Origin of the sequence: Olsenella kribbiana (assembly GCF_036408795.1) — a bacterium.
GTDB classification, from domain to species: Bacteria; Actinomycetota; Coriobacteriia; order Coriobacteriales; family Atopobiaceae; genus Olsenella_L; species Olsenella_L kribbiana.
In genome coordinates this window covers 32,081-55,706 of record NZ_JAZGJP010000009.1, presented here as the reverse complement: position 1 = coordinate 55,706, position 23,626 = coordinate 32,081, and the positions used below count along the sequence as shown (strand labels likewise).

The 23,626-nt window shown below is 61.2% G+C and carries 18 protein-coding genes and 5 tRNA genes; all 23 read left to right on the top strand.

Annotated features, from left to right (window positions below; translation table 11 throughout):
• Window positions 1-63 precede the first annotated feature (63 nt).
• Window positions 64-591, top strand: a complete 528-nt coding sequence (locus VXJ24_RS07435; RefSeq protein WP_330972293.1) for a heme-binding protein — start codon at window positions 64-66, stop codon at window positions 589-591.
• Between the two features lie 171 nt (window positions 592-762).
• The gene (locus VXJ24_RS07430; RefSeq protein WP_330972292.1) at window positions 763-3,351 is read left to right on the top strand and encodes an ATP-dependent Clp protease ATP-binding subunit; all 2,589 of its coding nucleotides are present in this window, start codon (window positions 763-765) and stop codon (window positions 3,349-3,351) included.
• Window positions 3,352-3,565: 214 nt separating this feature from the next.
• A complete protein-coding gene (gene disA, locus VXJ24_RS07425; RefSeq protein WP_330972349.1) occupies window positions 3,566-4,606 on the top strand; it encodes a DNA integrity scanning diadenylate cyclase DisA in 1,041 nt (346 codons plus the stop codon).
• The gene (gene ispD / locus VXJ24_RS07420) at window positions 4,603-5,421 is read left to right on the top strand and encodes a 2-C-methyl-D-erythritol 4-phosphate cytidylyltransferase (RefSeq protein ID WP_330972291.1); all 819 of its coding nucleotides are present in this window, start codon (window positions 4,603-4,605) and stop codon (window positions 5,419-5,421) included. The genes disA and ispD overlap by 4 nt, the downstream gene beginning before the upstream one ends.
• Window positions 5,421-5,924, top strand: a complete 504-nt coding sequence (ispF, locus tag VXJ24_RS07415; protein WP_330972290.1) for a 2-C-methyl-D-erythritol 2,4-cyclodiphosphate synthase — start codon at window positions 5,421-5,423, stop codon at window positions 5,922-5,924. The genes ispD and ispF overlap by 1 nt, the downstream gene beginning before the upstream one ends.
• A gap of 80 nt (window positions 5,925-6,004) precedes the next feature.
• Complete coding sequence (gene cysS, locus VXJ24_RS07410) at window positions 6,005-7,480, top strand: cysteine--tRNA ligase (RefSeq protein WP_330972289.1); 1,476 nt, start codon at window positions 6,005-6,007, stop codon at window positions 7,478-7,480.
• A 3-nt stretch (window positions 7,481-7,483) separates the two neighbouring features.
• Entirely contained in the window at window positions 7,484-8,434 is a 951-nt protein-coding gene (gene rlmB, locus VXJ24_RS07405; protein ID WP_330972288.1) for a 23S rRNA (guanosine(2251)-2'-O)-methyltransferase RlmB, read from the top strand.
• Window positions 8,431-8,988 (top strand): NYN domain-containing protein, encoded by a 558-nt coding sequence (locus VXJ24_RS07400; protein ID WP_330972287.1) that lies wholly within the window; start codon window positions 8,431-8,433, stop codon window positions 8,986-8,988. Before rlmB ends, VXJ24_RS07400 begins: the two co-directional genes overlap by 4 nt.
• Window positions 8,989-9,006: 18 nt before the next feature.
• Window positions 9,007-9,081, top strand: a tRNA-Thr gene (locus tag VXJ24_RS07395).
• Between the two features lie 554 nt (window positions 9,082-9,635).
• Window positions 9,636-9,719: transfer RNA gene (locus VXJ24_RS07390), tRNA-Tyr, on the top strand.
• A 1-nt stretch (window position 9,720) separates the two neighbouring features.
• A tRNA-Thr gene (locus VXJ24_RS07385) sits at window positions 9,721-9,796 on the top strand.
• A gap of 13 nt (window positions 9,797-9,809) precedes the next feature.
• Window positions 9,810-9,886, top strand: a tRNA-Met gene (locus VXJ24_RS07380).
• Window positions 9,887-9,982: 96 nt separating this feature from the next.
• Complete coding sequence (gene tuf / locus VXJ24_RS07375) at window positions 9,983-11,173, top strand: elongation factor Tu (RefSeq protein ID WP_330972286.1); 1,191 nt, start codon at window positions 9,983-9,985, stop codon at window positions 11,171-11,173.
• 208 nt (window positions 11,174-11,381) lie between these two features.
• Window positions 11,382-11,531 (top strand): 50S ribosomal protein L33, encoded by a 150-nt coding sequence (gene rpmG, locus VXJ24_RS07370; protein WP_330972285.1) that lies wholly within the window; start codon window positions 11,382-11,384, stop codon window positions 11,529-11,531.
• A 15-nt stretch (window positions 11,532-11,546) separates the two neighbouring features.
• Window positions 11,547-11,622 (top strand) — tRNA-Trp (locus tag VXJ24_RS07365).
• A 76-nt stretch (window positions 11,623-11,698) separates the two neighbouring features.
• Window positions 11,699-12,058, top strand: a complete 360-nt coding sequence (secE, locus tag VXJ24_RS07360) for a preprotein translocase subunit SecE (RefSeq protein ID WP_330972284.1) — start codon at window positions 11,699-11,701, stop codon at window positions 12,056-12,058.
• Between the two features lie 2 nt (window positions 12,059-12,060).
• Window positions 12,061-12,606: a transcription termination/antitermination protein NusG gene (nusG, locus tag VXJ24_RS07355; RefSeq protein WP_330972283.1), complete on the top strand. Its 546-nt coding sequence runs from the start codon at window positions 12,061-12,063 to the stop codon at window positions 12,604-12,606.
• Between the two features lie 91 nt (window positions 12,607-12,697).
• Complete coding sequence (gene rplK, locus VXJ24_RS07350; RefSeq protein WP_330972282.1) at window positions 12,698-13,129, top strand: 50S ribosomal protein L11; 432 nt, start codon at window positions 12,698-12,700, stop codon at window positions 13,127-13,129.
• Between the two features lie 119 nt (window positions 13,130-13,248).
• Window positions 13,249-13,953 carry a 50S ribosomal protein L1 gene (gene rplA / locus VXJ24_RS07345; protein WP_330972281.1) on the top strand — a complete coding sequence of 235 codons (705 nt, stop codon included), beginning with the start codon at window positions 13,249-13,251 and terminating at the stop codon, window positions 13,951-13,953.
• Window positions 13,954-14,296: 343 nt separating this feature from the next.
• A complete protein-coding gene (rplJ, locus tag VXJ24_RS07340; RefSeq protein WP_330972280.1) occupies window positions 14,297-14,812 on the top strand; it encodes a 50S ribosomal protein L10 in 516 nt (171 codons plus the stop codon).
• Between the two features lie 82 nt (window positions 14,813-14,894).
• Window positions 14,895-15,272 carry a 50S ribosomal protein L7/L12 gene (rplL, locus tag VXJ24_RS07335; RefSeq protein ID WP_330972279.1) on the top strand — a complete coding sequence of 126 codons (378 nt, stop codon included), beginning with the start codon at window positions 14,895-14,897 and terminating at the stop codon, window positions 15,270-15,272.
• Window positions 15,273-15,548: 276 nt separating this feature from the next.
• Window positions 15,549-19,064, top strand: a complete 3,516-nt coding sequence (gene rpoB / locus VXJ24_RS07330) for a DNA-directed RNA polymerase subunit beta (RefSeq protein ID WP_330972278.1) — start codon at window positions 15,549-15,551, stop codon at window positions 19,062-19,064.
• 2 nt (window positions 19,065-19,066) lie between these two features.
• Window positions 19,067-23,509: a DNA-directed RNA polymerase subunit beta' gene (locus VXJ24_RS07325; RefSeq protein ID WP_330972277.1), complete on the top strand. Its 4,443-nt coding sequence runs from the start codon at window positions 19,067-19,069 to the stop codon at window positions 23,507-23,509.
• Window positions 23,510-23,626: the final 117 nt, after the last annotated feature.

Sequence of the window (23,626 nt, the reverse complement as noted above, 5' to 3'; positions counted from 1 at the left end):
GAGAATGGAAGCGCGGCAGGTGGTTGGCTACCTGCCGCGCTTTTGTCTTTCGAGGAGGAAACGATGGGGAAGATGCCTGAGGTCGCGCCTCGCGAGGCAGCCGCATGCGAGGAGATGCTCCTCGAGCAGGAGCAGGTGCTCCGCTACAAGGAGAGCTTCGATTCGGCTGCTGCCTTGGAGCTTGGATGTGCGCTGGCTGGGCTCGAGAAGGAGTTCTCGGAGACCTATGTCGTGCAGATCGTGCGCGCAGCGGATGCGGAGGTCGTCTTCCAGTGGCTGCCCGACGACAAAGGGACAAGGAACCTCGATTTCGCGGCAGGAAAGATTGCAGAGACGCTCGCCACGGGACATGCAAGCTGCTTCCGGCAGATCGAGGCGCTGAAAGAAGGGGAGGGCTTGGATGCGCTCTTTGCAGAGGCGCCTGAGCGCCTCGTCTCGGCAGGGGCCTTCCCGATCTATGCGGACGGCGAGCTGACTGCCGTCATCGGCGTGAGCGGGCTTCACCAGGGCCTCGACCATGAGGCAATCGTACGGGCCTTGGAGCAGGTTCTGGGAAAGAGCGTGAGGCGCTTCCCGGTCGCTCTGGCATAGCTTCTCCTTCCCTCTCCTCATAAATGCCATATGCGGGCTAGGAATTTTCTGAGGAGAAGGCATGCGCGATTGAGCATTCGAGCTCGTGGGTACAGAAAGGACAATCAAACGGCGCCCTGCAGGAGAGAGCCTTCTGCAGGGCCTTATGCACAAGGGGTGGTTGGACCCAACATGTTCGAGAAATTCACCGACAAGGCGCGGAAGGTGATGTCGCTTGCCCAGGACGAGGCAAAGAGCCTCGGCCAGATGTATGTCGGCACCGAGCATCTGCTCCTTGCCCTCATCAAGGAAGGCGATGGCATAGCCGCGCAGGCGCTCGCGCAGCTCGATGTGAGCTACGAGGAGACGCTCGAGACCGTGAAGGAGATCACGAAGGATGACTCCGAGCCCATCCCTGGCGGCCACATCCCGTTCACGCCGCGTGCGAAGCGCGTGCTCGAGGATGCCTACCGCGAGACAATGAGCCACGGCCAGACGTATATCGATACGCAGCACCTGCTTCTCGGCATCGTCTCCGAAGGCAACGGCGTCGCAATGGAGGCGCTCTCCCGCATGGGCATCTCAGGGGATGCCGTGAGGAATGCCGTGGACGAGCTCATGAAGGACGCAGAGCCGCAGTCGCAGCAGGCTGCAGAAGCTGCAGGCGTACGCATCGGGCCTGAGCTCTTCGGAGGAGGCGCACAGCAGCAGGAAGGCTCGCTTCTCAAGGAGTACGGCCGCAACCTCACGCAGCTTGCCGCTGATGGCAAGCTCGATCCTGTCATCGGCCGCGACCGCGAGATCGAGCGCGTCATGCAGGTGCTCGCACGCCGCCAGAAGAACAACCCGATGATCCTGGGCGACCCGGGCGTCGGCAAGACCGCTATCGCCGAAGGCCTGGCGCAGCTCATCTGCGCCGGCAACGTGCCTGATATCCTGCGCAACAAGCAGATCTGGACGCTCGATGTCGCAGCGCTCGTCGCAGGCTCCAAGTACCGTGGCGAGTTCGAGGACCGCCTGAAGAAGGTCATCAACGAGGTCGAGGAGTCGAAGCAGGACATTCTCTTCATCGACGAGATCCATACCCTCATCGGTGCCGGCTCTGCCGAGGGCTCCATCGATGCCGCCTCGATCCTGAAGCCGCCGCTGTCCCGTGGCGAGATCCAGGTCATCGGTGCCACGACGGTCGACGAGTACCGCAAGCACATCGAGAAGGATTCCGCCTTCGAGCGCCGCTTCCAGCCGGTCTTCGTGGGCGAGCCTTCGCCTGGGGACACGTTCAAGATCTTGAAGGGACTGCAGTCCCGCTACGAGAAGCACCACCACGTCCACTATACGGACGAGGCGCTCGAGGCAGCGGTGCAGCTCTCGATCCGCTATGTCCAGGACCGCTATCTTCCGGACAAGGCGATCGATGTGATCGACGAGGCAGGTGCGCGCACCCGCGTGCACAAGATGGTGCTGCCGCCTGAGGTCGCGAAGGTCGACGAGGAGCTTGCCCGCGTCAAGCAGGAGAAGGCGAAGGCTGCCGCAACCCAGGAGTACGAGGAAGCAGCACGCTACCGCGACCAGGAGAAGGAGCTCACGCAGAAGCGCGACGAGCTCGAGGAGACCTGGCACAAGCAGCTCGAAGAGCATGTCGTGACCGTCGAGGCGAAGGACATTGCCGACGTGGTCTCCGATATCACGGGCGTCCCCGTCTCGAACCTCACGGAGGCAGAGGCCTCGAAGCTCCTGCGCTGCGAGGATGCACTCCACGAGCGTGTCATCGGCCAGGACGAGGCAGTCTCTGCTGTTGCCCGCGCCATCAGGAGGAGCAGGAGCCCGCTCAAGGACCCGAGGCGCCCTGGCGGCTCGTTCATCTTCCTCGGCCCCTCCGGCGTCGGCAAGACCGAGCTTGCCAAGGCGCTCGCCGAGTTCCTGTTCGGCTCCGAGGATGCCCTCATCAGCTTCGACATGTCCGAGTTCATGGAGAAGCATGAGGTATCGAAGCTTGTCGGTGCCCCTCCAGGATATGTGGGCTACGACGAGGGCGGCGAGCTCACGAAGGCCGTGCGCAGGCGTCCGTACTCCGTCGTGCTCTTCGACGAGATCGAGAAGGCGCATCCCGATGTCTTCAATATCCTGCTCCAGATCCTCGATGAAGGCAGGCTGACGGATGGGCAGGGCCGCAAGGTCGACTTCTCGAACACCGTGATAATCATGACGTCAAACATCGGCGCCAGGGATATCGCGCAGACGACGACGCTCGGCTTCGCGGGAGACTCCAATGGCCTTTCCGACAAGGAGATCCACTCCCGCGTCATGGGCGAGCTCAAGAAGCTCTTCCGTCCCGAGTTCCTGAACCGTGTGGACGAGATCGTCGTCTTCAAGTCGCTCACGACCCCGCAGCTGCGTGGCATCGTCGACCTCATGGTCTCCGACCTCAGGAACCGCCTCATTGCGAACGGCATGTCGATCGAGCTCACCGATGCAGCGCGCGACCTTGTGGCCAAGCGCGGTACGGACAAGATCTACGGTGCACGTCCTCTCCGTCGTGCCATCCAGACCATGATCGAGGATCCTCTTGCAGAGGAGCTCCTCGAAGGCAAGTGGGCTGCCGGCGACATCGTGAAGGTGGATGCTGCGGGAGATGAGCTCACATTCACGAAGACCCAGGGGGAGATTCCTGCACCGATGGAGCGCGTCCACATGGACGGCCCGCAGGCACACGAGAGCTGGTCTCTGCCCGAGTCGGCTCCGACAGATGCAGGGAGCGGCCTCGAGACAGCAGGTGCATAAGAGGGCCGCTGTCCTGAATAAGGCGCAAATGTTTCGATGCGGACCGAAGCTCCGAGTTCTGGGGGCTTCGGTCCGCTTCGGTCATATACACTGAAGATGATGTAGCGGACGAAAGAGTCGGGTCCGCACTTCAAGCGAAGGGGTCGATGCAATGGAAGCCGAGGGAACCGAACCAAGCCGTCCGGAGGCCCAGCCCCAGACAGGCGCAAAGAGCATGGATGAGCGCATCAAGGAGGCTGTGAAGGCCACAGCCCCTGGCACCTCCCTGCGACTTGCTCTCGATATGATCATCGCCGGCAATCTCGGCGCCCTCATCTGCGTGGGCGACACGGATGCCGTGCTTGCAGCAGGAAACGATGGCTTCCCGCTCAATATCTCGTTCACGGCAAACCGCGTGTTCGAGCTCGCGAAGATGGATGGCGCCATCGTCGTCGACAAGGGGCTCACGCAGATCTACCGCGCGAACTTCCATCTCGACCCCGATCCGTCGCTTCCGACGTCCGAGACCGGCATGCGCCACCGCACGGCGGCACGCATGAGCCTGCTCACGAAGGCTGTCGTGATTTCCGTCTCCGAGCGCAGGCATGTGGTCTCCGTCTTCGTGAACGGCTATCGCTTCCAGCTCAGGACCGTGACAGAGATCATGAGCACGGTGAACCAGCTGCTCGTGACGCTCCAGAACACGCGCCAGCAGCTCGACCATTCGCTCCTGCGTCTCACGACGCTCGAGCTTGACAACTATGTGACGCTCGGCGACATCACGGAGGTCTTCTACCAGTTCGAGGTGCTCATGACCGCTGCAGGGCAGCTGCAGAAGTGCATCGACGAGCTTGGCTCCGAAGGCAAGACCGTCGACATGCAGCGCGACGAGTTCGTGGGCGACATGGATGAGGAATATGACCTCATGATCCGCGACTATGCGCTCGACTCCTCCGAAGAGAACGCAAAGGCGATCCGTGCCAAGTTCCATGCGATGAACAACAAGGACCTGCGCTCGCCGAAGCGCATCGCCTCGATCTTGGGCTACGACGACCGTGGCGAGGATTCGATCATGACACCATTGGGACTCAGGACCCTCTCGCGCGTCTCTGTCGTGCATGAAGGCATGGCAGACAAGATCGTCGATGAGTTCGGTTCTCTCCAGGAGCTCATGGACGATATCGAGGAAGACCCCTCGAGGCTCGACAGCATCGGCGTCAAGAACCCGACGATCCTTGCGGACAGCCTCTACAGGATGTGGGGCAAGCGCGCATGAGCGGCCATTGCTTCGTTCTCGACACCCAGGTGGGCACGAAGGCGTCCTTCATCGGCACGGCGGCAGCCGGCCATGACTGCGCGGCCGTGATCGTGGCCGCAGGCTCGGGTACCCGCTTCGGCGCTTCAGAGGGCAAGCAGTTCGTGAAGCTCTGCGGCCTCCCGCTTGTCGCCTGGTCGGTCCTTGCCTTCGATGAGGCGCCTTCCTGCGCACAGATCGTCGTCGTGTGCCCGCCAGGCAGGAAAGACGAGATGGCCGAGGCAATCTTGGGCAAGGTCCATATCGCGACATCCTTGAAGATTGTCGAGGGCGGTGCCACCCGCCAGGAATCGAGCAGGCTCGGCGTGCTTGCACAGGACCCGAAGCTTGCCTATACCGCAATACATGACGGCGCGCGCCCCCTGATCACGGGGGCGACGATTGAGAATGCGCTTGCGCATCTTCGGTGCGCACCTGAGCTTGCAGGCGTCGTCTGCGCCCATCCTGCGACCGATACGCTCAAGATCGTGGACCACGAGATGGTCATGAGCACGCCTGACCGCTCGCTCTTCTGGGCTGTGCAGACGCCCCAGATCTTCCGCCGCCAGCGCATCATCATGTACCACGAGGCGGCAGCCAAGGAAGGATACGTCGGCACAGACGACGCAAGCCTGGCCGAGCACTATGGCGGAGCCATCCGTTGCGTCAAGTCGCCGCGCTCGAACCTCAAGGTCACAGTGCCGGAAGACCTCTCGCTCGCAGAGGCCATCCTCGACCAGCGTCTCTGCTCCTGGCAGGACGAGAGGCGGCAGAGTTCCTCGAAGGGGGAAGCCTGATGCTTCGTATAGGACACGGATACGATGTGCACCGCTTCAAGGAAGGCAGGAAGCTCATCCTGGGTGGCGTGGACATCCCGAGCACACGTGGGCTCGATGGACATTCGGATGCCGATGTGCTCGTGCATGCCCTGATGGACGCCATCCTCGGTGCCATGCGCGCAGGCGATATCGGCCAGCTCTTCCCGGACTCAGACCCGGCCTATGAGGGAGCAGATTCGATAAAGCTTCTGGAGCGGGTCGCTCAGCTCATGCGCGACGAGGGCTTCGAGCTTGTGGATGCCGACACGACCATTGCAGCGCAGGCACCGAAGCTTGCTCCCTACAAGGACGAGATGCGCCGATGTATGGCTTCTGCCCTGGGCGTCTCGCCTGACCATGTCGGCGTGAAGGCGACGACGACGGAGCGCCTCGGCTTTGTCGGCCGCGAGGAAGGCATGGAAGCTTGGGCGGTCGTGCTGCTCGAGGGCAGCGAGAATGAGCGGCCTTGTACGCAGGAGTAGCCGCACCTACAATATCCTGACACGCAGGAACCTCGGCCAAGGTGCATGAGGAGCCTGGATCCAGCAGAGGAGAAGCGCAGATGCTTATCTATAACAGCCAGATGCACAAGAAGCAGGAGTTCAAGCCGATCGAGCCGGGCAAGGTCCGCATGTATGTCTGCGGCCCCACGGTCTACGACCAGATCCATATCGGCAATGCACGCACGTTCCTCTGCTTCGACGTGATCAGGCGCTATCTGACCTACAAGGGCTACGCCGTGACGTTCGCCCAGAACCTGACCGACGTCGACGACAAGATCATCAACCGTGCCAATGAGCAGGGCAGGACCGCTGCCGAGGTGGCAGAGGAGTGCTCCCAGGCCTTCATCGAGCAGATGCACCGCTTCGGCATCCTGGATCCTGACATCCGTCCGCGCGCCACGCGCGAGATCGCTGCGATGCAGGAGATGGTCCAGGGCTTGATCGACCAGGGCTATGCCTACGCCGTGCCTTCGGGAGACGTCTACTTCAGCGTCCGTTCCGACACGAACTACGGCATCGTCTCCGGCAGGAATGTCGACGAGCTCATGAGCGGCGCCCGCATCGAGGAGAACGAGCAGAAGAGGGATCCCCTCGACTTCGCGCTCTGGAAGGCAGCGAAGCCGGGCGAGCCGAGCTGGCCGAGCCCCTGGGGCAATGGCCGTCCTGGCTGGCATACCGAGTGCGTCGCTATGATCCACCGCTATCTCGGCGTCCCCATCGATATCCACGGCGGCGGCTCCGACCTCATCTTCCCGCATCATGAGAACGAGACGGCACAGTGCATGTGCAACTGGCACACGCCGCTTGCAAACGTCTGGATGCATACCGGCATGCTCACGATCGACGGCGAGAAGATGTCGAAGTCGCTTGGCAACTTCTACACGCTCAAGGAAGTGCTCGACAAGTATCCTGCAGACGCGCTTCGTCTCCTCATGCTCCAGACCCACTACCGCTCGCCCCTCGACTTCTCGTTCGAGCGTCTCGAGGGCTCGGTCGGCACGCTCGACCGTCTCAAGAGCTGCGTCAAGAACCTCAGGTGGGCTGCCAAGGCAGCGCCGGAAGACGGCGAGCTCAATGATGCAGACCACGAGCTGACGCGCGCCGTGCGCGAGGCACAGGCCGAGTTCACGGCCCAGATGGATGACGACTTCAATACCGCAGGCGGCCTTGCTGCCATCTTCGGCCTCGTGACCGCAGCCAATACCTACCTCACGAAGGCAGGAGAGGACATCTCGACGGCAGCGACGCTTCGTGCAGCTGATGCGCTCGAGGAGCTCTCGGGCGTCCTCGGCATCAACCTTGCTGCAGATGAGGAGGAGGGCCTGCCGGCAGAGCTTGTCGACCTTGCAAAGAAGGAAGCAGGATATGCGGGCACAAGCCCCGAGGAGGCTGCTGACGCCCTGATCGAGGCCCGTGCCGCTGCCCGCAAGGCAAAGAACTGGGCCGTCGCCGATGCCATCCGTGACGGCATCACGTCGCTCGGCCTCGTTCTCGAAGACACCGCGGCAGGCACGCGCCTGACAAAGAAGGACTAGCACATGGCAGACAGAAGATACCAGGGCTCCTCTTCCCGCCGAGGCGCAAAGGGCCAGGGCGGATACCGAGGACAGGGCGGCTATATCGGAAAGATGTCCCAGGACAGAAGCCCCAAGAGCCGCAATTCCCGCGGCGGGCAGAAGGGTGGCCGTGGCAGAGGCGCAGGAAGGCCGCAGCGTCCGGCTCCTGTGCGCTCCGACATGCTGATGATCGAGGGCAGGCGCGCTGTCGCCGAGGCGCTCGATACCGGCGTCAAGCTTACACGTGCCTATGTGTCTGCCCCTGACGGCGATGCTTCGCTCCAGGAGCTCATGAGCAGGCTCGAGGCAGCCAATGTCCCCATCGAGGAGGTCTCGCACCGCGAGCTCGATGCAAGGTCGTCCCATGGGGCACACCAGGGAATCATGGTGAAGTGCGCACCGTTTGCCTATGCAAGCGTCCGTGACATCATCAATCGCGCAGGCGAGGGGCCGGCGCTCGTCGTCCTCCTCGACCACGTGACGGACGAAGGCAACTTCGGCGCCATCGTCCGCTCCGCCGAGGTCGCAGGTGCTGCCGGCGTGATCATCGCTAATGCCCGTGCCGCCCAGGTCGGCGTCGGTGCCATGAAGACATCGGCAGGAGCCCTGCTCCATATCCCGGTCGCTCAGGTGCCGAATCTCGTCCAGGCCATGCAAGAGCTCAAGGACGCAGGGTTCTGGTGCTGCGCTGCGACAGAGCATGCGGAAGAGGACGTGTGGCATGCCCCGCTCGAGGGTCGCATCTGCCTTGTCATGGGATCGGAGGGCTCTGGCATCTCCCATCTCGTGCTCTCGAAGTGCGACTTCGCCGTAAGGCTTCCCCAGAGAGGACATGTGGAGTCGCTCAATGTCGCGCAGGCAGCAACCGTGCTCTGCTACGAGTGGCTGCGCCGCGATATGGAGCGTACGGAAGAGCCAGGTGGCAACGCGTGAGCTCCCGTTCCCATCATGAGCTCCTCATCGTCGATGGCTACAACGTGCTCGGGGCAACCCCTCGCTATGAAGGGCTGATCGACGAACATACCGATCCTGAGCACTTTGACACCGATCCCTTTGTGCGGGCACGCGAGGCCCTGATCACGGATGTCGCAGCTTTTGCCCAGGGACGCTATGACGCGGTCGTCGTCTTCGACGGAGCGCAGAATCCCGCTCCCACGAGGAATGCGACGCATGAGGCAGGCATAGAGATCATGTTCTCCCGCGCAGGGGAGAGCGCCGATACCGTGATAGAGCGCCTCGTCACCGAGGCGCGTGTCGCAGGACGTCCGGTGAGTCTCGTCACCTCGGACAATACGATTCGGGCGACCGCAGGATTCGGCCCGGGCGAGGTCACGCGCATCTCGTCGGCTTTGCTTGTGCATGAGATCGAGCGGGTGGACCGCGAGGTAGAGACGGTCCGTGGCGAGCTCAAGCCCCAGAAGATGACGGTAGAGGACCGGATTTCTCCGGAAATGCGCGCGAAGCTCTGGAAAATGCTGAGCCATTAGGGGTAATATCATTCCCACGCCGGTATGGCTCAATGGCAGAGCAACAGTTTTGTAAACTGTGGGTTGTGGGTTCGACTCCCTCTACCGGCTCCACGATAAAGCAGCAGGCCACGATATGAATTCGTGGCCTGCTTTTTTAATCTCTGAACGATTGGAAGATGCTGATCCACGTAGGCTGTTAGCAGTTTTGCAGCAGGATCCCGCCGAAATCGAAGCCGGCTCTGCAAGAACAGGCGCCAGCAAGAACAGGCGCCAGCGCCAGAGCGCGTGGACATACTGCCGATTGCAAGTTTACAAATCTTTTGAAGGAATTCTGCATTGAGAGGCCGTTGCCAGAGCACCGCTGACGGATTTGGCGAGCGGTTCTGTGTGGTCAATGGAATGGGTGCCGTCAGCAGAGAAGAGACGAAAAGCATAGGCCGCTATGGGCGTATCCCGAAAAAACAGCAGGTCAGATGGGGTAGCAAGCAACGGCACGTCTGCTCTGGAGATCACTCCGCTCGTACAGGGATCTCTCGCAGTTGTGCAGGAATCGTGGGGGAGTTACGCCCGGCTGGGTGGATTATGTTGACATGAATTTGGGGACGTCGTACTATCTTTTCCGCTGACGGGGAGCACAGGCTCGCAGCAACGCTTGAAAACGGTATGGGGATGTGGCACAGCGGCAACTGCGGCGGACTGTAAATCCGCTCTCTCTGAGTTCCTTGGTTCGAGTCCAAGCATCCCCACCATGCCCGTGTAGCTCAGTCGGTAGAGCACTTCGTTGGTAACGAAGAGGTCACCGGTTCAAATCCGGTCGCGGGCTCCAGATTCAGGCATATGGCGGTGTAGCTCAGCTGGTTAGAGCACGCGGCTCATACCCGCGATGTCACCGGTTCGAATCCAGTCACCGCTACCAGAGCTTCCGCGGCGCCCTTGGGCGCCGCTAAGCATATAAGAGGGTATTATCAGGTAAGACCGACCAACAAGTGGTCGATTTTGAAGGAGGACGGCAATGGCCAAGGAAAAGTTCGAGCGCACTAAGCCCCATGTAAACATTGGTACCATCGGCCACGTTGACCATGGTAAGACGACCCTGACCGCAGCAATCACCAAGGTCCTTTCTGAGACCCCGGGCTGCAAGGCAAACTACACGGCCTTCGAGAACATCGACAAGGCTCCCGAGGAGCGTCAGCGCGGCATTACCATTACCGTCGCTCACGTCGAGTATGAGACCGAGAAGCGTCACTACGCACACGTTGACTGCCCGGGCCACGCTGACTACGTCAAGAACATGATTTCCGGCGCAGCTCAGATGGACGGCGCAATCCTCGTCATCGCTGCAACCGACGGCCCGATGGCTCAGACGCGTGAGCACATCCTCCTTGCCCGTCAGGTCGGCGTCAAGTACATCGTCGTCTTCCTGAACAAGTGCGACATGGTCGACGATGAGGAGCTCATCGACCTCGTCGAGATGGAGACCCGTGACCTTCTCTCCGAGTACGACTACCCCGGAGACGACATTCCTATCATCCGTGGCTCTGCACTCGGCGCCCTCAACGGCGATCCGAAGTGGGTCGAGTCCATCCGCGAGCTCATGCGCACCGTCGATGAGTACATCCCGACGCCGCAGCGCGACAACGAGAAGCCGTTCCTCATGGCTATCGAGGACGTCATGACCATCTCTGGCCGTGGTACCGTCGCAACCGGCCGTGTCGAGCGTGGCGAGCTCAAGCTCAACGAGCCGGTCGAGATCGTCGGCATCAAGCCGACCCAGAAGTCGACCGCAACCGGCATCGAGATGTTCCGTAAGACCATGGACTTCTGCGAGGCTGGCGACAACGTGGGCATCCTGCTCCGCGGCATCAAGCGCGAGGACATCGAGCGTGGCCAGGTCATCTGCAAGCCGGGCTCCGTCCAGCCGCACTCCAAGTTCTCTGCTGAGGTCTACGTTCTGACCAAGGACGAGGGCGGCCGTCACACGCCGTTCTTCTCCAACTATCGTCCGCAGTTCTACTTCCGTACGACCGACATCACGGGCACCATCACGCTCCCCGAGGGCGTCGAGATGGCTATGCCGGGTGACCACACGACGATCAACGTCGAGCTCATCCACCACATCGCAATGGAGGAGGGCGACCGCTTCGCAGTCCGCGAGGGTGGCCACACCGTTGCCGATGGCCGTGTCGTCAAGATCGTTGAGTAGATCTAACTGACGAGGCTTTCTGACCCGGTGCCCCTCGGGGTGCCGGGTCTTTTCATGCAAGCACCATCAGACCCAGTTATATGCACATTCTGTGCAGCGGTCTGAGAGTTCCTATCGGTAGTTGACAGAATCGACCTAGGGATGGTAACGTAGTCCACCGCGTCATGGTCGAGGGCGTCTCGGCTATGACAAGTATTCAGGAGGATCAATGCGTACTTTGGTTACCCTTGCATGCACTGAGTGCAAGCGCCGCAACTACACCACGAAGAAGAACAAGTCGAACAACCCTGATCGACTTGAGATGAAGAAATATTGCCCGTGGTGCCGCAAGCACACGCTGCACAAGGAAACCCGCTAAAATAGGGTTAGTCATAGGCCAGTAGCTCCAATGGTAGAGCGGCGGTCTCCAAAACCGTTTGTTGAGGGTTCGAGTCCTTCCTGGCCTGCCAGCAATTCCACCGACTATCCCTTACGGGGTAGTCGGTTTCCATGTAATAAGGTTCTTTTGATCTGAAGGGTTAGCGCATGGCTAAGAAGGAGCGCCAGAAGAGGTCCGCACGCCAGGCCCGTGCACAGAAGCGTGCAGAGCTTGAGGCGGCGCACGCCACATCCGTCGCTTCCACAGGCGATGCAAAGAAGGCTGATGCTTCTGCCAAGTCGCAGGAGACGAAGCCGGCAAAGGCTGCAAAGAAGCCGGGACGCGTCCGTTCCTACTTCCAGGCAGTCAAGGCTGAAATGCATCGTGTCGTGTGGCCGTCCCGCGAGGAGCTCAAGAACTACACTGTCGCCGTCACGGTCTTCCTGATCGTCTTCGGCTTCTGCATCTGGCTCGTCGATACGGGCGTCGTCGCTCTGATGGTCGGCTTCACGGGCCTGAGGGGGTAGAGATGGCAAAGCACTGGTATGTCGTGCATACCTACTCGGGATACGAGAACAAGGTAAAGACCGATCTCGAGCACCGTGTCGAGACCTTCGGCATGACGGACAGGATTACGGATATCCAGATTCCTGTCGAGGAAGTCACCGAAGTCAAGGAAGGCGGCAAGCGCGAGACCAAGGAATCCAAGGTCTTCCCAGGCTATGTCCTTGTCCGCATGGAGATGGACGACAATACCTGGACTGTCGTCAGGAACACGCCGGGCGTAACCGGCTTCGTCGGTCTTGATGGCTCCAAGCCGGCACCTCTTCGCCGCTCCGAGTACAACAAGATCATGCGCCGCACGCCGAACGCACCGACCGAGGTCGTTCCGAAGCGTGTAGCCTCGTCCTTCGAGGTCGGCCAGTCCGTCAAGGTCATCTCCGGTCCTCTTGCAGACTTCGATGGCCAGATTTCCGAGATCGATGCAGACGCGAGCAAGGTCAAGGTCATGCTCACGATCTTCGGTCGCGAAACCCCGGTGGAGCTCACGCTCGACCAGATTGCAAGCATCTAAGGCATCGCTGCGCGGCACCGTTCGGTGAGGAAGCTTCTCGGCAGCTGCGTTGTGAAATAGCACGTATCCGTTTCTGAATCAGGAGACTAGCATGGCGAAGAAGCAAGTCACGCACTTCATCAAGCTCCAGATTCCTGCTGGCAAGGCAAACCCTGCTCCTCCAGTAGGACCCGCTCTGGGCGCAGCACAGGTCAACATCATGCAGTTCTGCCAGGCATTCAATGCTGCCACGCAGGACAAGATGGGTGACATCATCCCGGTCGAGATCACGGTCTACGAGGACCGTTCCTTCGACTTCATCTGCAAGACCCCGCCCGCAGCCCAGCTCATCAAGAAGGAGCTTGGCATCAAGAGCGGCTCTGGCGTTCCTCAGCGCGACAAGGTCGGCCAGCTCACGCAGGAGCAGCTCACCAAGATCGCCGAGATCAAGATGCCGGACCTCAATGCCAATGACATCGAGGCTGCCAAGAAGATCGTTGCCGGCACGGCACGTTCCATGGGCGTCACGGTCGCAGCAGAGTAGCTTCATTGCTGTATCTGAGAGCGTGCGCCTCGGCGGTGCACGCTCTTTGAATGAGAAGGCGGGAAACCGCCGCTATGTGGGAGGGCATCACGCCCGCTGACCACAGGAGGTAAGAAAGAATGCCGAAGCACGGAAAGCAGTACCGCGAGAACGCGGCCAAGGTCGAGAGCAAGCTCTACACGCCGAAGGAGGCTCTCGAGCTTCTCAAGGAGGTATCCTTCGCGAAGTTCGATGAGACCGTCGAGGTCTCCATCCGCCTGGGTGTCGATACCCGCAAGGCTGACCAGAACATCCGTGGCTCCATCTCCCTTCCTAACGGCACCGGCAAGACCGTGCGTGTCGCCGTCTTCGCCGAGGGCGAGAAGGCACGCGAGGCAGAGGCTGCAGGCGCTGACATCGTCGGCTCCGACGACCTCGTCGCCGAGATCCAGAAGGGCAACCTCGACTTCGATGCTGCCATCGCAACCCCGAACATGATGAGCAAGGTCGGTCGCCTCGGCCGTATCCTCGGCCCCCGTGGCCTCATGCCGAACCCCAAGCTCGGCACCGTCACGATGGACGTCGAGAAGATGGTCAAGGAGCTCAAGGCTGGCCGTGTCGAGTATCGTGCAGACCGCTATGGCATCTGCCATGTGCCCCTGGGCAAGAAGTCCTTCGACACGAAGGCTCTGCTCGAGAACTACCAGGCTCTGATCTCCGAGATCGTCCGCGTCAAGCCGGCAACCGCGAAGGGCAAGTACATCAAGTCCGTCGCAGTCTCCACGACTATGGGCCCTGGCATCAAGGTCGATCCGACCATGGTGAGGAACCTGCTCGCCGAGTAGTGCGGATACTGCTGAATGCAGAAGAGGGAAGGGGCAAAAGCTCCTTCCCTCTTTTTTTGTGGTTCAGGGAGCTCTGCGCTGTGTGAGGAACGTGGAGAGCATGCCAAGTCCAGACGTTGCCTTGACGCGAAATTGCCCATCTGCGATACTTCCAAGCTGCAATGCATATAGCACGTCCGCTGCCAGAGACAGCCGGTGCCGAAAGGCTCAAAGGGTTCGCCCGCCAGCCTAGGTGGTCCAACAAAGACTTCCTGGACCCTGTCTGGCATGGCCGGGCAGGGTCTTCGTTTGACCCGCCGCGTCGGTGGTTCGTGCCAAACGAAGCAACAAGGAGGTGTACATCATGCCGAATCAGAAAAATACTGCCATGCTCGAGAAGGTCAAGGCCTCTCTCGATGCATCCAAAGGACTCTTCGTGGTTGACTATCGTGGCCTGACCGTGAAGGAGACGCAGCAGCTTCGCCGCGACCTGCGCGAGGCCGGTGCAGAGATGAAGGTCTACAAGAACAACATCGTTCGCATCGCTCTCAAGGACGCCGAGATGCCTGAGCTCGATTGCCAGGGCACCTGCGCCTACATCTTCTTCGAGAAGGATCCTGTCGAGGCTGCCAAGGTCGTCAAGAAGACCGCCGAGAAGCTCAACAAGCTTGAGTTCGTCGGTGGCATCGCCGATGGCCAGGCACTCTCCCCTGAGGATGCAAAGGCATACGCCGACCTGCCGAGCCGCGAGGAGCTCATGGCCCAGCTCGTCTACGTCGTTGCCAGCCCGCTGCGTGGCATCGCTTCCGTCTGCGCTGGCCCTGCACGCGGTCTCGTCACCGCTCTCGACGCTATCGCCGACCAGAAGAACGCCGCATAGGCACGCACGTCTGCACTACCTGCTAGATCAGAAAACATCAGAGGCGCTATAGAGAGCGCCCCGAACAAGAAGGAGTCATACCATGGCTGTCACCAAGGAAGAGATCGTTGAGGCCCTCAAGGAGATGCCCGCACTCGAGCTTTCTGAGCTCGTTCATGAGCTGGAGGACGTCTTCGGCGTCTCCGCTGCTGCTCCCGTCGCTGTCGCTGCTGCTCCTGCAGCAGGCGCTGCTGCTCCTGAGGAGGAGAAGACGAACTTCGACGTCGTCCTCGAGGGCTTCGGCGAGAACAAGATCGCTGTCATCAAGGTTGTCCGCAAGCTCACCAACCTTGGCCTGAAGGAGGCCAAGGAGGTCGTCGAGTCCGCTCCGAAGGCCATCCTCGAGGGTGCCAAGAAGGAGGACGCCGAGGCTGCCAAGAAGGAGCTCGAGGACGCCGGCGCAGCTGTCTCCCTCAAGTAACTTCTGCCTCACGGCATAAGCTCACCTTGTACAGAAGGGACCGGGGTTTACACCCGGTCCCTTCTTTGCTATTCTTTCTGGTGTTGAGTCAGAGGGTGTCCACAGCCCCTCCACAATTCTGCTCGATGTTTCTGCAGCTTAAACGATGGTCGGGCCTAAATAAACGATTATGCGGTATAAGTCAAGACTTCAATCTTGACTAAAGCAGTATCCTTCTGTAGATTACTAGTTTGCGGCATAATGCCGCATACGTCTGTATGAAGGAGGAAATGCCTGGTGCATACCGCAAAGTCTTCCGCCGTCAAATTCCAGAAGCGCGATCGTGTCAGCTTCAGCAAGATTCCTGAGGTAATGGAGCTCCCTAACCTCATCTCTGTACAGAAGGAATCGTACGACCGCTTCATGACGGACGGCCTCGCTGAATCGTTTGCAGAGTTCTCTCCGATCGAAAATAATGCCGGCACCATGGAAGTCACGTTCGGCGATTTCCAGTTCGGCGATCCTGCCCACACGATGGCCGAGTGCCGCGCCAAGGACATCACCTATCAGGCTCCGCTGCTTGTCGATGTGAAGTTCGTCAACAAGCTCACCGGCGAGATCAAGGAACAGCTCGTCTTCATGGGCGACTTCCCGATCATGACGGAGAGGGGCACCTTCATCATCAATGGCACCGAGCGTGTCGTCGTCTCCCAGCTCGTCCGTTCCCCGGGCGTCTACTTCTCTGAGGAGACCGATTCCGGCGTGCTCGTGCACCATGCACAGTTCATCCCGGCCCGTGGTGCCTGGCTCGAGTTCGAGGTCGACAAGCGCGGCCAGCTCGTCGTATCCATCGACCGCAAGCGCCGCCAGTCCGCGACGCTCCTGCTCCGTGCCCTTGGCATCGCAGAGTCCGACGACGAGATCATCAACCTCCTCGGCGACTCCGAGATCATCCGCTCCACGATCGAGCGCGATGTCGCAACGACGCGCGAGGATGCCCTCATCGAGATCTACCGTCGCCAGCGTCCGGGCGAGCCGCCTACCGTAGATTCGGCAAAGGCGCTCCTGAATGGCCTCTACTTCAACCCGCAGCGCTACGACCTCGCACGCGTCGGCCGCTACAAGGTGAACAAGAAGCTCGGCCTCGATCCTGCCGAGAACACCTCCACGGTCCTCACGAACGAGGATATCGTCTGCGCACTGCGCTATCTCCTTGCCCTTCATGCAGGCGACCCCTCGAAGAAGACGGACGATATCGACCACTTCGGCAACCGCCGTATCCGTACGGTCGGCGAGCTTGTGCAGAACCAGTTCCGTATCGGCCTCTCCCGCATGGAGCGTGTCGTTCGCGAGCGCATGGCTTCGCAGGACGCTGACGATATCACGCCGCAGTCCCTCATCAACATTCGCCCGATCGTGGCGGCCATCAAGGAGTTCTTCGGCTCTTCGCAGCTCTCCCAGTTCATGGACCAGAACAACCCGCTCTCTGGCCTCACGCACAAGCGCCGTCTGTCCGCACTTGGCCCTGGCGGCCTTGCAGGCCACAAGTCGGGCTCGAGCCGCCGCACGAACGTGCCGACGGCCGTCCGCGACGTCCACAACTCGCACTACTCCCGCATGTGCCCGATCGAGACGCCTGAAGGCCCGAACATCGGCCTCATCGGCTCGCTCGCCCTCTATGCCCATGTGAACGAGTATGGCTTCATCGAGGCTCCGTACCGCCGCGTCGTCGATGGCAAGGTCACCGACGATATCGACTGGATGACGGCAGACGAAGAGGAAGACCACAACATCGCACCGGCAAACACGCCGTACGACCCCAAGACCCGCCGCTTCGTCGTCACCGACCCGAAGACCGGCGAGCTTGTCGAGCCTGAGCGTGTCGTTGCCCGTACGCGCGACTTCGACGGCTCCTTCGGCGCACCTGCTGAGGTCGACGTCGCCGATGTCGACTACATGGACGTGTCTCCGCGCCAGCTGCTCTCCGTCGCTGCAAACCTCATTCCGTTCCTCGAGCACGATGACGCAAAGCGTACCCTCATGGGTGCAAACATGCAGCGCCAGGCTGTGCCTCTGATCCGTGCCCATGCACCGTTCGTCGGCACTGGCATGGAGTTCCGTGCTGCCCTCGACTCCGGCGAGCTCATCTGCGCCGAGCATGAGGGAGACGTCGTCGAGGTCGACGCTGCGCACATCGTCGTGAAGACTGCCGCGGGCCCCGAGCGCTACGACCTTCCGAAGTACCAGCGCTCCAACCAGTCCACGTGCATCAACCACCGTCCTATCGTCCATGTGGGCGACCACGTGATCGAGGGCGAGCCTCTCGCTGATGGTCCTTCCGTCGACGAGTCCGAGCTTGCACTTGGCACGAACCTCACCGTGGCCTACATGCCGTGGGAAGGCTACAACTACGAGGACGGCATCATCGTCTCCGATCGTGTCGTCCAGCAGGATCTTCTGACATCCGTCAACATCTCCCGCCACGAGATCGATGCCCGCGATACGAAGCTCGGTCCTGAGGAGATCACGCGCGAGATCCCGAACCTCTCGGAGGACATGCTTGCCAACCTCGACGAGGATGGCATCATCCGCATCGGCGCCGAGGTCGGCCCGGGCGACATCCTGGTCGGCAAGGTCACGCCGAAGGGCGAGACGGCCCTCACAGCCGAGGAGAGGCTCCTTCGTGCCATCTTCGGTGCAAAGGCCCACGACGTGCGCGATACGTCCCTCAAGATGCCTCACGGCGCCTATGGACGAGTCGTCGACGTGGTACGCTTCAGCCGTGAAGCAGGCGACGATCTGCCGCCTGGAGTCAACGAGCTCGTGCGTGTCTTCGTCGCGCAGCGCCGCAAGATCCAGCAGGGCGACAAGATCTCTGGACGTCACGGCAACAAGGGTGTCGTCTGCAAGGTCCTGCCGATCGAGGATATGCCGTACATGGCTGACGGCACGCCTATCGATGTCCTGCTCGACCCGCTCGGCGTCCCGTCCCGTATGAACGTCGGCCAGCTCCTTGAGTGCCACCTCGGCTGGGGCGCTGCACACGGCTGGGATCAGGAGTCTGCTGATTCCGACCGCTACGTGCCGGGCCCGACCTATGTCGCTACGCCGGTCCTCGATGGCGCAACCGACAAGGAGGTCGCTGAGGTCATCCGCCGCACGAACATCAACATGATGAACAAGGCGAAGGTCGACTACGGCGAGCACATGATGAGCGAGTTCGTCCCGCAGCTCAACGAGCGCGGCAAGACCACGCTCTACGACGGCCGCACCGGCGAGCCGTTCAAGAGCCCGATCACGGTCGGCGTCTCCTACATCCTGAAGCTCGGCCACATGGTCGACGACAAGATCCACGCCCGTGCAACCGGCCCGTACTCGCTCGTCACCCAGCAGCCGCTCGGCGGCAAGGCGCAGTTCGGCGGCCAGCGCTTCGGCGAGATGGAAGTCTGGGCACTGTATGCATACGGTGCCGCCTCCGTCCTGCACGAGATGATGACGATCAAGTCCGACGACACGAACGGCCGCGTCAAGGCCTACGAGGCCATCGTGAAGGGCGAGAACGTCCCGAACGCTGGCATCCCGGAGTCGTTCAAGGTCCTCGTCAAGGAAGTCCGCTCTCTGGCACTCAACATGGAGCCGATCTCCTACAAGAAGCGCGACACGCAGGCCAAGGACAAGGCAGCCGCAAAGGCAGCCAACCCGGCAGACGTGTTTGCGTCGGCAGATGCAGACGAGCTCATCGGTGGCATCTCCGGATCCGCCAAGTCCGGCCATGAGGCCCTCATTGGCAATTCGTTGAACGAGAAGGAGTAACGGTGGCAGAATTCGATACCACAGATTTCGACGCAATCAAGATCTCCCTCGCTTCCGCAGACACCATCCGCAGCTGGTCGCACGGCGAAGTCAAGAAGCCGGAGACCATCAACTACCGCACGCTGAAGCCTGAGAAGGACGGCCTGTTCTGCGAGAAGATCTTCGGTCCTGTGAAGGACTGGGAGTGCTCCTGCGGCAAGTACAAGGGCATCCGCTTCAAGGGCATCATCTGCGAGCGCTGCGGCGTCGAGGTGACGAGCGCCAAGGTGAGGCGCGAGCGCATGGGCCACATCGAGCTTGCCGCTCCTGTCTCCCACATCTGGTACTTCAAGAGCCCGGCTACGTTCCCGCTGTCCCGCCTGCTCGACATCAAGAGCAAGGACCTCGAGAAGGTCCTCTACTTCGCGTCCTACATCATCACCGATGTGGACACGGAGGCCCGCGATGCTGACGCAGCAGACCTCAAGGAAGAGCTTGCAGCCGACCTCGAAGAGCTCGATGCCGAGCGCGACGACCAGATCCAGCGCGTCCGCGCGCAGGCAGCCGGCCAGGAAGAGGGCTCGGAGTTCGACGGCGTCGAGCCGCTCTCCGACGACGAGATCCGCGCCGAGGTTGCCGATCTCGAGGCAGAGTATGCCGAAGAGAAGCAGCTTCGCCAGGAGGCCTTCGACCAGTTCATGCAGCTCGAGAAGCGCCAGCTCATCGCTGACGAGGCACTCTTCTCCGAGATGAAGCGCTACTACTCCATCTACTTCAAGGGCGGCATGGGCGCAGAGGCCATCCGTGAGCTCCTGCGTGGCATCGACCTAGAGAAGGAGGCCGAGGAGCTCCGCGCCATCGTGTCAAACGAGGAGTCCCAGAAGCAGAAGCGCGACAAGGCTGTCAAGCGCCTCGAGATCGTCGACTCGTTCCTCAAGGGCGGAAACGATCCTGCAGACATGATCCTGGATGTCATCCCGGTCATCCCGCCCGATCTTCGTCCTATGGTCCAGCTCGATGGCGGACGCTTCGCAGCTTCCGACCTGAACGATCTCTACCGCCGCGTCATCAACCGCAACAACCGTCTCAAGAGGCTGCTCTCTCTCGATGCCCCTGACATCATCGTCAACAACGAGAAGCGCATGCTCCAGGAGGCCGTGGACGCCCTCTTCGACAACGGCCGCCGTGGCCGTCCTGTCACGGGCAGGGGAGGACGTGCACTCAAGTCCCTCGCAGAGTCCCTCAAGGGCAAGCAGGGCCGCTTCCGCCAGAACCTCCTCGGCAAGCGTGTCGACTACTCTGGCCGTTCCGTCATCGTCGTCGACCCGCAGCTCAAGCTTCACCAGTGCGGCCTTCCGAAGACCATGGCCTTGGAGCTCTTCCGCCCCTTCGTCATGCGCCGTCTTGTCGAGCTCGGCAAGGTCGAGAACATCAAGGGCGCAAAGCGTGCCATCGACCGCTCGCTTCCTGCTGTCTGGGACGTGCTCGATGAGGTCATCAAGGACCGCCTCGTGCTCCTGAACCGTGCACCTACGCTTCACCGCCTGTCCATCCAGGCCTTCGAGCCGGTGCTCGTCGAGGGCAAGGCAATACATCTGCACCCGCTTGTCTGCGCGCCGTTCAATGCAGACTTCGACGGCGACCAGATGTCCGTGCATGTGCCGCTTTCGACCGAGGCCCAGACCGAGGCTCGCGTCCTCATGCTCTCTGCCAACAACCTGCGCTCTCCTGCATCCGGCAAGGTCCTCACGGTTCCTTCGCAGGATATGGTCTTCGGCGTCTACTATCTGACGACGGAGAAGGACGGCGTGTCCGGCGAGGGCGCGGTCTACGCTGACTTCGACGACGCCGTGAACACGATCGAGAACGATGTCGACCTCGACATGCAGGCAAAGGTCACGGTCCGCGTGTACCCGAAGGATGCCAATGTCATCGAGGACGGCAGGAGCCTCTTCCGCGTCAAGCTGTCCCAGAAGGAGGTCCAGGACTTCGACGTCACCGACGGCCCTGTCCACTTCGAGACCACGACTGGCCGCATCATCTTCAACCGCCAGTGCCTGCCTGCTGACTTCCCCTTCATCAACTACAAGATGGTGAAGAGCGATATCGGCAAGCTCGTCAACGAGTGCTGCGACCGCTACAGCACGGCCGAGGTCGAGCCGATCCTCGACGCAATCAAGGCAACGGGCTTCCACTATGCCACGCGCGCAGGCCTGACCGTCTCCGTCTGGGATGCTGTCATCCCGCCGGAGAAGCAGTCCATGCTCGATGAGGCGCAGGCCAAGGTCGACGAGATCAACGAGAACTACGAGGATGGCTTCCTCACGGAGCAGGAGCGCCACGTCGAGGTCGTCAATGCCTGGACCGAGTGCACCGAAGCCCTCGGCTCGAAGATGCTTTCGGGCTTCAGCGAGGACAACCCGATTTACATGATGGCTGACTCCGGCGCCCGTGGTTCCAAGACGCAGCTTCGCCAGCTCGCCGGCATGCGTGGCCTCATGGCCGATATGTCCGGCGATACGATCGACCTCCCGATCAAGTCGAACTTCCGTGAAGGCCTCGAGCCCCTCGAGTACTTCATCTCCACGTACGGCGCCCGCAAGGGCCTCGTCGACACGGCGTCCCACACGTCCGACTCCGGCTACCTTACCCGCCGTCTTGTCGACGTCGCCCAGGATGTCATCGTCCGCGAGGAGGACTGCGGCACCGACGAGGCAGTGCACTACAACATCTACCTGCCGGGCACCACGACGCTCAACACCGACCTCATCGGTCGCTGCACGCTGCACGACGTCGTCGATCCTGAGACCGGCGAGGTCCTCATGGCTGCAGGCGACTACATCGAGTCTGCTGCCGATCTCCAGAAGCTTGCTGACCACAAGCTCAAGAAGGTCGAGCTCAGGGCGCTTCTGACCTGCAAGTCGAAGTACGGTGTCTGCCAGAAGTGCTACGGCTGGGATCTTTCGACCCGCCGTCCGGTCAACATCGGCACGGCTGTCGGCGTCATCGCCGCACAGTCCATCGGCGAGCCGGGCACCCAGCTGACGATGCGTACGATTCACTCCGGCGGCGTTGCAGGCGCAGACGACATCACGCAGGGTCTCCCGACCGTTGCCCGCATGTTCGACGTTGTCGGCAACATCAACGAGAAGATCCTCGGCCGTGAGGCTGACCTTGCCTCTGTCTCCGGCATCCTCAAGATCACGCCGGAAGGCACCGAGTATCTCGTCCAGATCGTCGATCCGGACGACACGACCCGCGTCCTCTCCGAGAAGCGCATCCCGGCATCTGTCCGCTTCATGCCTGAGGTGGAGGATGGCTGCGAGGTTCGCGCCGGCGACCAGCTGACCCGCGGCTTCGTCAACTTCCGCAAGCTCCGCCAGCTCACGGATATCGAGTCGACGATGCACACGTTTGTCAACTCCGTCAAGGAGGTCTACACCTCCCAGGGCGTTGACCTGAACGACAAGCACATCGAGGTCATCGCACGCCAGATGCTGCGCCGTGTCCAGGTCACGAACCCGGGCGACTCGACCTACCTGCTCGGCCAGTATGTGGACCGCTACGTCTTCGCTGATACGGTCAGGAACATCACGCTCGCAGGCGGCACGCCGCCTGAGGCAGAGCCGGTCATCCTGGGCACCCTCAAGGTGGCAAGCTCCATCGACTCCTGGCTCTCGAGCGCATCCTTCATCCGCACCGCCGGCGTCCTCACCGAGGCTGCCATCAAGGGCGATGTTGACCACCTCCTGGACCTCAAGTCCAACGTCATTGTCGGCAAGAAGATTCCTGCCGGCACCGGCCTTTCCGCCTACAGCGACGTCGAGCTCACCTACCACGGCCAGAAGATCGATGGCCCGACGAGCCCGACCGCAAAGTCCCTGCCTGACTGGGCACCTGAGGAGCTCAAGTCCATCGAGGACCAGCTTCCGAAGCAGCTCGACTGGGTCGGCGACGATTACGGCTACGGCGGATCTGTCTACTCGAAGAACGGCCGCACCCTCTCTTCCGAGGATGCCAAGCTCTACCTCTTCGACGACCTCGGCGTGTCCCAGCGCTGGACGAACAAGTTCAGCGAGGAGGGCATCGAGACGGTTGGCGACCTCATCGGCAAGACCGAGGATGACCTGCTGCGCATCGACGGCATCGGTGCCAAGGCCATCGAGGAGCTTCGCGATGGCCTCGAGGCGAGGGGCCTTCTCTACGTGCTCGAGCCGGATGAGGACGAGGCGGACTCCGAGGATCTCTCGCAGCTCCTCAATATGGTGTTCTCGCCTGATGCCGATTCCGACATCATGCTCGGCACTGCTGCTCCTTCCACGCACACCTACGACGACGAGCTCATCGGCGCGCCGACCGAGGCAACGAAGGAAGAGAACGAGAAAGACGGTGTCATCAACGAGGACCTCACGTCCCTGGACGATCTCTTGAGCCAGGTCGTGAACAACGAGGACGACGACAAGTAAGTCCTGAAAACAGGTTCTGAAACAGGGTCCGGCTTCGCTTTGGCGGGGCCGGACCTTTGTTTTGGAGTCATTTCCAAGAAATATATGTGGCTGTCATGGAATAAGGATACGCCCGGT